The organism is Pedobacter zeae (genome assembly GCF_014196715.1).
In the GTDB taxonomy this organism is placed as follows: Bacteria; Bacteroidota; Bacteroidia; order Sphingobacteriales; family Sphingobacteriaceae; genus Pedobacter; species Pedobacter zeae.
The window spans coordinates 23,654-35,820 of the sequence record NZ_JACIEF010000005.1 but is presented as its reverse complement, the minus strand read 5'-3'; the positions used below and the strand labels follow the sequence as shown (position 1 = coordinate 35,820).

The 12,167-nt window shown below is 41.2% G+C and carries 10 protein-coding genes; 8 read left to right on the top strand and 2 right to left on the bottom strand.

The genetic code is table 11. The features are described from left to right. The first annotated feature begins 7 nt into the window (after positions 1–7). The 6 genes from GGQ60_RS22180 (at position 8) to GGQ60_RS22155 (ending at position 8,326) form a co-directional block, all read left to right on the top strand. Positions 8–1,480: a RagB/SusD family nutrient uptake outer membrane protein gene (locus GGQ60_RS22180; protein WP_183768527.1), complete on the top strand. Its 1,473-nt coding sequence runs from the start codon at positions 8–10 to the stop codon at positions 1,478–1,480. 58 nt (positions 1,481–1,538) lie between these two features. Continuing rightward, entirely contained in the window at positions 1,539–2,912 is a 1,374-nt protein-coding gene (locus GGQ60_RS22175) for a glucoamylase family protein (RefSeq protein ID WP_183768525.1), read from the top strand. 56 nt (positions 2,913–2,968) lie between these two features. Next, complete coding sequence (locus tag GGQ60_RS22170; protein WP_183768523.1) at positions 2,969–3,370, top strand: hypothetical protein; 402 nt, start codon at positions 2,969–2,971, stop codon at positions 3,368–3,370. Positions 3,371–3,383: 13 nt separating this feature from the next. Continuing rightward, a complete protein-coding gene (locus tag GGQ60_RS22165; protein WP_229685189.1) occupies positions 3,384–5,141 on the top strand; it encodes a discoidin domain-containing protein in 1,758 nt (585 codons plus the stop codon). A gap of 22 nt (positions 5,142–5,163) precedes the next feature. Beyond that, positions 5,164–7,461: a beta-glucosidase BglX gene (bglX, locus tag GGQ60_RS22160; RefSeq protein WP_183768521.1), complete on the top strand. Its 2,298-nt coding sequence runs from the start codon at positions 5,164–5,166 to the stop codon at positions 7,459–7,461. An 85-nt stretch (positions 7,462–7,546) separates the two neighbouring features. Further along, on the top strand, positions 7,547–8,326 hold the full coding sequence (locus GGQ60_RS22155) for a carboxylesterase family protein (protein ID WP_221236025.1): 780 nt from the start codon (positions 7,547–7,549) through the stop codon (positions 8,324–8,326). 150 nt (positions 8,327–8,476) lie between these two features. Here GGQ60_RS22155 and GGQ60_RS22150 read toward each other — a convergent pair whose 3' ends face one another. Then, a complete protein-coding gene (locus tag GGQ60_RS22150; RefSeq protein ID WP_183768517.1) occupies positions 8,477–9,205 on the bottom strand; it encodes a YebC/PmpR family DNA-binding transcriptional regulator in 729 nt (242 codons plus the stop codon). Between the two features lie 75 nt (positions 9,206–9,280). After that, a complete protein-coding gene (locus GGQ60_RS22145; RefSeq protein ID WP_183768515.1) occupies positions 9,281–10,225 on the bottom strand; it encodes an NAD-dependent epimerase/dehydratase family protein in 945 nt (314 codons plus the stop codon). A 218-nt stretch (positions 10,226–10,443) separates the two neighbouring features. Here GGQ60_RS22145 and GGQ60_RS22140 point away from each other — a divergent pair, with 218 nt between their 5' ends. Next, on the top strand, positions 10,444–11,004 hold the full coding sequence (locus GGQ60_RS22140) for a sigma-70 family RNA polymerase sigma factor (protein WP_183768513.1): 561 nt from the start codon (positions 10,444–10,446) through the stop codon (positions 11,002–11,004). Positions 11,005–11,109: 105 nt separating this feature from the next. After that, entirely contained in the window at positions 11,110–12,129 is a 1,020-nt protein-coding gene (locus GGQ60_RS22135) for a FecR family protein (protein ID WP_183768511.1), read from the top strand. The last annotated feature ends 38 nt before the right edge of the window (positions 12,130–12,167 follow it).

Genomic DNA, 12,167 nt, shown 5'->3' with positions numbered 1-12,167 from the left:
ACTTAAAATGAAAAAATATATAAATACACAATCATTTTTTGCTGCAGCTGCATTTAGTACAGTACTTTTCACTGCATCATGCAAAAAAGATTTTCTAAATGTTCCGCCACAGGCTCAGCAGCCATCAGTAACCTTCTGGAAAACTCCTGAAGATGCCTTAAAAGGCGTTAATGCCATTTACGCCAACTTAAGAAGTTGGAATAATATTGCTTTTAACGCGATCGCTATCGAAAGTACCGGATCAGACGAGGCTGATAAAGGAAGCACTCCTACTGATGCCACTTTTTTTAACCTTTACGATCAGTTTACGGTAACGTCTACCCATGGTTCGCTTCAGGATTTTTGGACCGGTCAGTACCAGAATATAAACCTTTGCAACCAGGTTCTGGATAACATCCCTAATATCAGCATGGATGAATCGTTAAAAAACAGGTACCTCGCCGAAGCAAAATTTGTAAGGGCATATTCTTACTTCAGGTTAGTTCGCGCCTATGGCAATGTGGTATTAAGGTTACATGTTCCTAAAGACAATAGTGAATATAACCTACCGCAATCGGATAAAGCCACCGTTTATGCTCAAATCGAAAAAGACTTAACTGAAGCTGCAGCAGTATTACCACAATCGTACGGTGCGGCAGATTTAGGCAGGGCAACAAAGGGTGCTGCAATTGGTTTACATGCAAAAGTTGCCATGTACCAGGGCAAATGGGCAGATGTACTTGCGCTAACCAACCAGGTAATGACAATGGGTTATGATCTTTTTCCTGATTTTGAAAAAGGTTTCAGAACCGAGAACGAAAATAACATCGAATCGTTATTTGAAGTACAGGCAGAGCTGGTTCCCGGTAATCCTGACGCTTCCAATTCACAATACAGTCAGGTGCAGGGTGTAGCTGGCATTATGGGCTGGGGGTTTAATACACCATCAGAAGTATTAGCCAATGCTTTTGAAGCAGGAGACCCACGTAGGGACGCAACTATATTATTTAAAGGCGAAACGACTCCTCAGGGCGACTTAATTCCGACTACTGTACCAAACGATCGGTACAATCAAAAATCTTACGTGCCTTTTGCTATGCGTGTTTCCGGATTTAATGAGGGTGCACAACAAAATTTCAGGGTATTAAGATTTGCAGATATCCTTCTGATGAATGCAGAGGCAGCCAATGAGCAGAACATTCCATCGCAGGCATTAACTTCGCTCAACCGTGTGCGTAAACGCGCCAGAGGAGGCAATAACAACATCCTGCCTGATGTGACCACCACGGATAAAACCGCGCTACGCAATGCGATCTGGAAAGAAAGACAAGTAGAACTCGCAATGGAAAATGATCGCTATTTCGATGTCATCCGTCAGGGCAGAGGTTCAGCTGTTTTTGGTGTTAAGGGCTGGAAAGCCAATAAAAATGAAGTTTGGCCAATTCCTCAGAACGAGATTGAGCTAAGTGGCAACCTGTTAAAACAAAACCCTGGTTACTAATACATCTTTAGACAAAGGTTGCCGGTGAATGCTGGCAACCTTTTTTTCTTCTAATACTATGCTAAACATCTTCTCAGGCAAAATTACTTCCCTACTGATAACAGTATTATGCCCTTTTTTGCTCTTCCCGGTTTGCACCAAAAATAAAAACACAACTTATGTTCCTGATTTAACGATCAAAAAAAATCTTTCCGATATCGAATTATTGGATCTTGTTCAAAAACAGACCTTCCAATATTTTTGGGATGGTGCTGAACCCACCTCTGGTGCAGGCAGGGAGCGTTTCCATGTTGATAATATATACCCTGAAAATGATAAAAACACCGTAGCTACAGGCGCCACAGGATTTGGGTTAATGGCCATTTTAAGTGGGATCGACAGGAATTATGTAAGCAAGAAAGAAGGGTTAGACCGGTTAAATAAAATATTGGATTTCCTATCCCGGGCAGATCGCTTTCATGGTGCATGGCCGCACTGGATAAATGGCGAAACCGGCAAAGTACGTCCTTTTGGGCGGAAAGATAACGGAGGCGACCTGGTAGAAACGTCTTTTGTTGCGCAAGCGCTGATCTGCATCAAAGAATATTATAAGAATGGAACAGAAGCCGAAAAAGCCCTGGCAAAAAAAGCCGATGAGCTTTGGAAAGGAATAGATTTCAGCTGGTACCGCAACGGAAAAAATGTATTGTACTGGCATTGGTCGCCGGAGTATAACTGGGAGATGAACTTTCCGGTTAAAGGTTATAACGAATGTTTAATCATGTATGTTATGGCCGCTTCCTCCCCTACCCACACGGTACCGGCCGAGGTTTATCATGAGGGCTGGGCAAGAGGGGGAAAAATTAAAGCTGATTTTAACCTTTATGGGCACCATATCCCATTGGATTACCAGGGCGCAAAGAATTCTGTAGGCCCTTTATTCTGGGCACATTATTCCTATTTAGGCTTAAATCCTAAGGGATTAAAAGACCGCTATGCCGATTACTGGGAAAACAATGTAAACCAAACATTGGCCATACATGATTATTGCGTAGCCAACCCTAAAAAATTTAAAGGCTATGGCGAAAATAGCTGGGGTTTAACCGCCAGTTACTCTGTAAAAGGTTATGCCGCCCATAGCCTTCAGGAAGATTACGGCGTTATCTCTCCCACCGCAGCCATTTCTTCAATTCCCTATACCCCAAAAGAATCAATGAAGGTAATCAGGCATCTTTATGAGGATTTAGGCGATAAGGTTTGGGGCAAATACGGCTTTTATGATGCCTTCTCCGAAACCGACAACTGGTATCCAAAAAGATACTTGGGAATAGACCAGGGACCTATGGTAGTAATGATCGAAAATTACAGGTCAGGGTTGCTCTGGAAGCTGTTTATGGGAAATAAGGATGTTCAAAATGGATTAAAGAAACTCGATTTCCAATTCACACCCTGATATTAATTGCATATAAATGTTTAGCCATCATATATTCAAACTAAATCTACAGAACCATGAAAAAAGTAATTTTAATATTAACAGCAATGATAGGGAGTATCATCCTCAACACGGGTTTTACCAATATACCTTATGCTAAACATAAAAAAGCAACAGCAAAATTCGCCACGGTAAATGTAACAGCAACCAACTCAACCACCGATGGCGTATATGTAAGGCTAGAAAATAATACCAGTGGGATTGTTTATTCTTTCTTTATTCCACCAAATTCTCCAAGCGGAACCGTTATTGGCCAGATACCGGAAAATGGCGATGTTTACACCGTTACATTAACTTCAACAGGTGGTGCGCACGATATGTGGGTATACTGGGAACACCAATCGCACGTTACCGGATTAACCGTTAGCGGGATGTCGATAGGATGTTCCAGCTGCGCCCGGATAAACATTTTTAATTAATCACATACGAATAATGGCTAAACATTTATTCAAAATATTTTTATCGGTAAGCTTACTCTTCAGTGCTGCTTGTACAGTTTCTGCACAACAGAAAACTTACTGCAACCCCATCAATGTAGATTATGGTTATACCCCCTTTGAGTCTTTTACCGAATGGGGTAAACACCGGGCCACTGCCGATCCTGTAATCGTAAATTATAAAGGCGATTTCTTTCTTTTCAGCACCAACCAGTGGGGCTATTGGCATAGTGCCGATATGCTGAACTGGAAGTTCCACGAAAGAAAATTTCTTCGCCCGTGGAATAAAACAAAAGATGAACTCTGTGCCCCTGGTGTGGGCATTATAGGCGATACGATGGTGGTTTTCGGCAGTACCTATACCAAAAATTTTACCTTGTGGGGAAGCACCGATCCTAAAGGGAACAAATGGTTTCCATTGGTCGATTCTTTAGAAATAGGCGGTTGGGACCCTGCATTTTTTACTGATGACGATGGCAAATTTTACATGTACAACGGAAGCAGCAACAATTACCCAATGTACGGCGTAGAGTTAGACCGCAAAACCTTTAAACCCAAAGGTACACGTACCCCGATGTACCTGTTAGAGAGCTGGCGCTATGGCTGGCAACGCTTTGGCGAATATATGGACAATACGTTCCTTGATCCTTTCGCGGAGGGTGCCTGGATGACCAAGCACAATGGCAAATATTATTTTCAGTATGGCGCACCAGGAACTGAGTTCAGCGGCTATTCTGATGGTGTGGTGGTGGGCACCAAACCTTTGTTTTATGATACCCCTACTACGCCACAATCCGATCCTTTAAGTTATAAAGGAGGTGGCTTCTCCCGTGGTGCCGGGCATGGGGCTACCTTTCAGGATAACAACAAAAATTACTGGCACATTTCTACCAGCATTATCTGCGTAAAAAACACCTGGGAGCGCAGGATGGGTATCTGGCCAACAGGTTTCGACAAGGATGATGTAATGTGGACCAATACGGCCTTTGGCGATTACCCGCTTTATTTGCCTTCAGAAAGAAAAGAGGACGGTCCGGCAGGGCCAGGCTGGATGCTCATCAACTATAAAAAACCGGTAACCGTTTCGTCTACTCTGGGAGGCTTTAATGCCAATAACGCGGTTGACGAAAGCATTAAAACGTACTGGAGTGCTAAAACAGCAGATAATGGCGAGTGGATCCAGACTGACCTCGGCAGCCTTGCTACCGTTAACGCCATACAGATCAATTATGCCGATCAGGATGCTGAATTTTTAGGGAAACAGACCGGAATTTACCACCAGTATAAAATCCTTTCTTCAACTGACGGGAAAAAATGGACCGTGCTGGTTGATAAAAGCCAGAATAAAACAGATGTTCCGCACGATTACATTGAACTCCAAAAGCCGGTAAAAACCCGGTTCATTAAAATGGTCAACATACACATGCCCACAGGTAAATTTGCCATCAGTGGCTTACGCGTATTTGGCAATGGAAATGGGGAGAAACCCACAAAAGTGAAAAACCTGATCGTTTTAAGGACAGAAAAAGACAAACGAAGCGCCTACATCAAATGGGAACCCGTTGATAATGCTTTTGCCTATAATCTTTATTACGGCACCGCACCCGATAAGCTGTACAATTGTATCATGATCCACGATTTTAATGAATATTGGTTTAAGGCAATGGATAGTCAAAAAGCGTATTATTTTGCCATAGAGGCGATAAATGAAAATGGCGTATCGGCAAAAACCGAAGTAAAAAAAGTTGATTAACAAAGAATAAAATACACATATAATGAAGAGAGCGAATATCCTGGTTGTTTTTTTAACCCTGTTTGTACTGAACGGATCGGCACAGACCAAAAAGCCTGTTTCGGCAGAACAAGCGAAGATGAATACCTTCATCAGCAACCTGATGGCGAAAATGACAGTTGACGAAAAAATAGGTCAGCTGAACTTGCCAAGTTCTGGAGATATCACTACCGGGCAGGCCAACAGCAGCGACATTTCTAAAAAAATAAAAGCCGGACAAGTGGGTGGTTTATTCAACATCAAAGGTGTAGATAAGATTAAGGCGGTACAAAAAATTGCGGTAGAAAACAGCCGCATGAAAATTCCTTTACTTTTCGGGATGGATGTTATCCACGGTTACCATACCGTCTTTCCGATTCCTTTAGGTATAAGCTGCATCTGGGACATGGAAGCGGTACAAAAATCGGCACGTGTAGCAGCGATAGAAGCAAGTGCCAGTGGCATTAACTGGACTTTCTCTCCTATGGTAGATATATCCAGGGATCCGCGTTGGGGCAGAATTTCGGAAGGAAGTGGAGAAGATGCTTACCTGGGTTCGCAGATTGCGGCAGCAATGGTAAAGGGCTACCAGGGTAAACTTCAGGCCAACAACGAAATTCTGGCCTGCGTAAAACATTATGCCTTATATGGTGCCGCCGAAGCAGGAAGAGATTATAACACTACTGATATGAGCAGGGTACGCATGTACAACGAATATTTCCCACCGTATAAAGCTGCCGTTGATGCCGGAGCCGCAAGCATAATGGCTTCCTTTAACGAAGTTGACGGTATCCCTGCTACCGGAAACAAATGGTTAATGACTGATGTTTTACGTAACCAATGGGGCTTTAAAGGTTTTGTAGTAACCGATTATACCGGCATCCCTGAAATGATTGCACATGGCATGGGTGATCTGCAAACCGTTTCGGCATTGGCTTTAAATGCAGGCATAGATATGGATATGGTGGGCGAAGGTTTTTTAGGGACACTAAAAAAATCGCTGGCTGAGAAAAAAGTAAGTATCGCACAGATCGACAGGGCCTGTAGACTGATACTCCAGGCAAAATATAAACTGGGCTTGTTCACAGATCCTTATAAATTCTGTAATCCTGAGAGGGCAGAAAAAGAGGTTTTCAGTCCGGCTAACCGCGGAGTGGCTCGCCAGGTTGCCGGCGAAAGCTTTGTATTGTTAAAAAACAATAACCATATTCTTCCATTAAAAAAATCAGGTACGATCGGTTTAATTGGTCCATTGGCCGATAATACGGCAAATATGTATGGTACCTGGAGTGTTGCTGCCCTTTTTGATCAATCGGTTACCGTATTGCAAGGTCTGAAAAATGCTGTGGGCAATAATGCCAAAATACTAACAGCGCGGGGTGCCAATTTCCTGGCCGATTCTGCCATGGAACACCGTTATGTAAACATCCACAACCCTACCTATAAACGCGACCTCCGTACCAAAGCGGAAATGATCAAAGAAGCTTTAGAAATAGCAAAAAAATCGGATGTCATTGTAGCTGCTGTTGGAGAAGGTTCTGAATTTACCGGCGAAAGCAGCAGTGTAACTGATATCCAGATCCCTGAAACACAGAAAAATTTATTAAAGGCTTTAGCTAAAACAGGTAAACCGGTGGTATTGGTATTGTTTACCGGCCGTCCGTTGGCACTAAACTGGGAGCAGGAAAATATCCAGGCCATTTTAAATGTCTGGTTTCCGGGCAGTGAGGCTGGCAGTGCAATTGCCGATGTACTTTTTGGCGATGTAAATCCATCAGGCAAATTGAGTACTACGTTCCCTCAAAACGTAGGTCAGGTACCCTTATATTATGCACATAAAAACACCGGTCGGCCCTTGGCAGAAGGCAAATGGTTCGAAAAATTCCGGTCCAATTATTTAGATGTAAGCAACGATCCGTTATATCCTTTCGGTTTTGGCTTGAGCTATACCACATTTGCTTACAGCAATATTAAATTAAGTTCAAATACCTTAACCAAAGGAAAATCGATCACAGCATCGGTAACTTTAAGCAATACGGGCAAATATGATGGTAAAGAGGTTGTTCAGTTGTATATCCAGGATCTTGTGGGCAGCATTACCCGCCCGGTTAAAGAGCTAAAAGGTTTCCAAAAGGTAAATTTAAAAGCCGGGGAAAGCAAAACGATCACTTTCAACATTTCTGAAAACGACCTCAAATTTTACAATTCAGACCTGAAATTTGCGGCAGAACCCGGCGATTTCAAAGTATTTATCGGCACAAACTCACACGATGTAAAAGAAGCATCTTTTACATTGCAATAAAGACAATTAGGTTTGGTTATGAACCCTGTACTATTGTAAAGTAGTCAGGGTTTTCTATTTTTGTTGAATGAAAAAAATTAAAAAGATGAAAAAGATTACCTTAACAATCTGCATTCTTTTTTCTGTACTCTTTTTAAACGCTCAAGATTTTAAAAAATACGACAGGGGAAGCTTTATTAAAGGAAAGGATTCTATCTACTACAGGATATTGTTTCCAGAAAATTTTAATCCCGATCAAAAATATCCGATCGTTTTCTTTTTGCACGGAGCCGGAGAGAGAGGCAACGATAATGCCAGCCAACTGGTACATGGCGGAAAGTTGTTCTTAAAACCTGATATACGCAAAAATTTTCCTGCAATTGTGGTTTTCCCGCAATGTCCACAGAACGATTATTGGGCCAATATTAATTTTGAGCAAGATGCCAAAGGCAAAAGAAAAATCAGCTTTATAGAAGATGGGAAGCCTACCAAAGCTATGCATGCCCTCCAGGGGATGGTTAAAAATTTTCTTAAAAAGCCATTTGTAAACAGAGATCAGGTTTATGTTGGTGGCTTATCAATGGGTGCTATGGGTACTTACGAATTGTTAAGGAGAGAGCGCCGTAAATTTGCCGCAGCCATTGCCATTTGTGGTGGAGACAATACCAACAACATTAAGAAGTATCAAAAAATACCGCTTTGGATCTTTCATGGTGCAAAAGATGATATCGTAGATCCGGCATTCTCTATCGCCATTGCAGAACGATTAAAAACGGTTGGCGATGAAGTGAAGTTTACCCTTTATCCAAATGCCAACCACAATAGCTGGGACAGTGCATTTGCCGAACCGGAGTTATTACCCTGGTTATTTTCGCATAAAAAATAGTAGATTAAATCAAACTTCGCAGGTTTTAAAAACCTGCGGGGCCTAAGCACCACGAAACAAAAAAGTTCTCTAGTTCAGCATGACTACGAAGTAAAAAAAGAGCCTGAAGAAAATTCTTCAGGCTCTTCTAAATAAATTATTCAATTGCTGTTACTCGGCCATATTGTGATAAACCGCCTGCACATCATCATCTTCCTCCAGTTTATCGATCAATTTTAATACATCAGCAGCCTGCTCTTCGGTAACCTCATGATGAGATAAAGCAATGCGCTCCAGTTTCGAGCTTTTTAATTCAATGCCTTTTTCTTCCAAAGCTTTTTGTAAGGAACCGAAGTTTTCGAAGGCACCCTGGGCAACCACAATATCGTTTCCTTCTTCATCAGCCTCAACATAAAGTTCTTCCAAACCGGCATCAATTAATTCAAACTCCAGTTCTTCCAGGTCTAACCCTTCAGCAGGTACAAAACGGAAAATAGATTTGCGGTTAAAAACAAAGTCCAACGATCCGGTTTTGCCTAAAGTACCATTCGTTTTGTTAAAATAACTGCGAATATTTGCCACCGTACGATTGGTATTATCGGTAGCAGTTTCGATCAAAACGGCAACACCATGCGGCGCATAACCTTCGTATACAATTTCTTCGTAGTTTGCCAAAGATTTATCAGATGCGCGCTTAATGGCTGCCTCTACCCTATCTTTTGGCATGTTAACCGCTTTCGCATTTTGTATGGCTGTACGTAAACGGGAGTTGGTTTCCGGATGAGGCCCTGATTCCTTAACTGCCATTACAATATCTTTACCAATACGCGTAAACTGAACCGCCATTTTGGCCCAACGCTTAAATTTTCGCTCTTTTCTAAATTCGAATGCTCTTCCCATTGTTTGGAGTATTGAGATATGAGAATTGAGATTTGAGGCCCTAAGCCCTCAGCTTTCCAACCCTATACCTTTATATTATTTTTTTAAATTATTCAACATGTCAATTGTGAGTTTGGACAAATCAAACTCTGGTTTCCATCCCCAGTCTTTTGCTGCATAATTATCGTCTATGGAACGTGGCCAGCTGTTCGCAATCTGCTGACGCGGATCATTGGCTGCGTAAGATAAGGTAAAATCCGGAATATGTTTTCTGATTTCGGCTGCCAGCACCTCAGGTGTAAAGCTTACTCCTGCAAAATTGTAACTGCTGCGTACCGAAATCTGATCGGCAGGTGCATCCATCAGCTCAATCGTACCGCGGATAGCATCATCCATGTACATCATTGGGAGCTCTGTTTCTGCACTTAAGAAACTTTGGTAACTGCCTTTTTTTAATGCATCGTGGAAAATGTGGATCGCATAATCTGTTGTTCCACCGCCCGGAGCTGCTTTCCAGCTGATTAATCCAGGATATCGGATACTGCGTACATCCAATCCGTATTTTTGGTTATAATACTCACACCAACGTTCTCCGGCCAATTTACTGATTCCGTAAACGGTATTCGGATCCATTATACAATATTGCGAAGTATTGTCTTTTGGCGAATTCGGACCAAAAACGGCAATCGAACTTGGCCAATATACTTTAGCAGTTTTATATTCTAACGCTAAATCTAAAACATTCAGTAAGCCGTTCATATTTAAATCCCAGGCTAGCTTTGGATTTTGTTCGCCTGTAGCCGATAATAAGGCGGCCAAAAGATAAACCTGTGTGGGTCTGTATTTGTGGAAAATGCCATTGATCATTTCTTTATCCAGAACATTCACAAATTCAAACGGTGCTGAATTTTTAATGTCGTAATCGGGCCTGCGTATATCGCAAGCAACTACATGATCATCACCATATATTTTACGTAACGTGGTTACCAACTCGGTTCCTATTTGCCCGTTAGAGCCTAAAACAACAATTTTTTCTTGCATATTTTTTTGAGATTGAGCAAAGGTAAAAAAATGACCTAAAAGGAGATAAAATTTTTATAGATAAGAAGAGCTTAACCGGTTAATTGCCTAAAAGGCTTATATACTCACCGCATAGCAGATTTTCAGATTGCATAAATTGAAAACTATGAAAGGCTAACGAAACTTTCCATATTAATTTTATTACATTTACTTTCGTTACACGCCGAATAACCAAATCAATGACTCCTTTTGAGCCTTACCAATCTGAAGATTTACTTAATCGCCTAAAACAGGGCGATAAGCAGGCTTACGAAAAAATATATTTTACTTTTAGCAAGGAACTGCTTTATGCCGCCTATAAGAAAACGGGCGACCGCGTAATTGCGGAAGAACTTGTTCAGAATATTTTTATTTCGCTTTGGGAAAAACGGCAGGATTTAAAGATCAATAACCTGCAGGCCTATTTATTTGGCGCATTAAAGTTAAGCTTAATCAATCACATCCGCAGTTTGGTAATGGAAAACAGGTACATGGAATATCAAACACTTACCTATTCAGAAAACCATCAGGATACTGCCAACCTTATCGACCTTCATGATTTAACTTCCATTATAGAAGAAAGCATTAACTCATTGCCTGAAAAAACACAGGAAGTTTTCAGGTTGAGCCGTTATAAACATCAATCTACCAAAGACATCGCGGCCGGTTTAAACATTACCGAAAAAGCTGTAGAGTACCACATCACCCGCTCCATTAAAAGAATAAAAGAATACATTAAAAATTTTTACACCTTTTTATAGTTGATTACCAATTAGTTATAAAATAATTAGTTTTTTTTAATGTTTCCGTTTAGGGCTTCACCCCCATTGTGTTACTGGTATATATAAAGCCAAATATTATTCATCATGGATCAGAAATCATTTTACGATTTACTCAGCCGTTACGAAAGCGGGGATTGTACCGAAGCCGAAAAGCTTTGGGTTGATCAATGGTATCATAATCTTAACAGCAGGAATTTTAAAGACCTGCCTTCAATGGCATTGGAAGAAATGCAGAGGAACGCCTGGCAACACATCAATACCATTGAACGCAGGCCGGCAACTACCTTAAAAATTAAATGGCTTTGGCCAAAAGTTGTCATTGCAGCTTCGATTGTTGTGGCCTTTTTTATTGCCGGATTATATTTAGTTAACTACAACCACGCAGAACAATCTTTCTTAGACGAAAATGTTGATTTAAACCTGATCAGCAAAACCAATGAAAGCAATCAAAACGTGGTGATTGCACTAAGCGATAAAAGTACTGTAGCCCTTAAACCAAAAGCAACCATTATTTACCCTAAAGTTTTTGCGGCCAATAAAAGAACGGTATACCTAAAAGGAGATGCATTCTTTTCAGTGAGTAAAAACCCCAAAAAACCATTTTTGGTATACAATCAAAAATTGGTCGTTCGGGTTTTGGGCACCAGTTTCTTGGTTAAATCGGCTACAGATAACCTGCCAGCCCAGGTTGCGGTTAGGACCGGGAAAGTACATGTTGAAGAAAATCAAAAAAGTTCATTATTTGATTTCTCTAAAAAAAAATTGGCTGAACCGATTCTGCTTACGCCAAATCAAAAAGGTGTTTTTTCTGAACATCATTTAAATAAAACATTGGTAAGCAATCCCATTCCGCTGGCCGAAGCTTATAACATACCAAGCAGTTTGAGTTATAACTTTAAAGAGGAAAGCGTTCAGGAAATTTTCAAGACCTTATCTGAAGCATATGGCATTGAGATAAAATCGGATAACGAACAGATTTCTACCTATACTTTTACCGGAGATTTAAGCAAGAAAGGGCTGTATGAGCAGCTCGACCTGATCTGCGGAACCCTATCAAGCAAATATTCTATCCAGGGAACCCGCATTGTGGTTTCCAAAAACTAACCAAATATAAAATATGATGAAAAAGAACCACAACACCA

What these genes read in the sequence shown, in the direction of transcription:
- GGQ60_RS22175 (WP_183768525.1), top strand. Translation starts at nt 1,539, where the DNA reads ATGCTAAACATCTTCTCAGGCAAAATTACTTCCCTACTGATAACAGTA.
- GGQ60_RS22170 (WP_183768523.1), top strand. Translation starts at nt 2,969, where the DNA reads ATGAAAAAAGTAATTTTAATATTAACAGCAATGATAGGGAGTATCATC.
- GGQ60_RS22165 (WP_229685189.1), top strand. Translation starts at nt 3,384, where the DNA reads ATGGCTAAACATTTATTCAAAATATTTTTATCGGTAAGCTTACTCTTC.
- GGQ60_RS22140 (WP_183768513.1), top strand. Translation starts at nt 10,444, where the DNA reads ATGACTCCTTTTGAGCCTTACCAATCTGAAGATTTACTTAATCGCCTA.
- GGQ60_RS22150 (WP_183768517.1), bottom strand. Translation starts at nt 9,205, where the DNA reads ATGGGAAGAGCATTCGAATTTAGAAAAGAGCGAAAATTTAAGCGTTGG.
- GGQ60_RS22135 (WP_183768511.1), top strand. Translation starts at nt 11,110, where the DNA reads ATGGATCAGAAATCATTTTACGATTTACTCAGCCGTTACGAAAGCGGG.
- GGQ60_RS22145 (WP_183768515.1), bottom strand. Translation starts at nt 10,225, where the DNA reads ATGCAAGAAAAAATTGTTGTTTTAGGCTCTAACGGGCAAATAGGAACC.
- bglX (WP_183768521.1), top strand. Translation starts at nt 5,164, where the DNA reads ATGAAGAGAGCGAATATCCTGGTTGTTTTTTTAACCCTGTTTGTACTG.
- GGQ60_RS22180 (WP_183768527.1), top strand. Translation starts at nt 8, where the DNA reads ATGAAAAAATATATAAATACACAATCATTTTTTGCTGCAGCTGCATTT.
- GGQ60_RS22155 (WP_221236025.1), top strand. Translation starts at nt 7,547, where the DNA reads ATGAAAAAGATTACCTTAACAATCTGCATTCTTTTTTCTGTACTCTTT.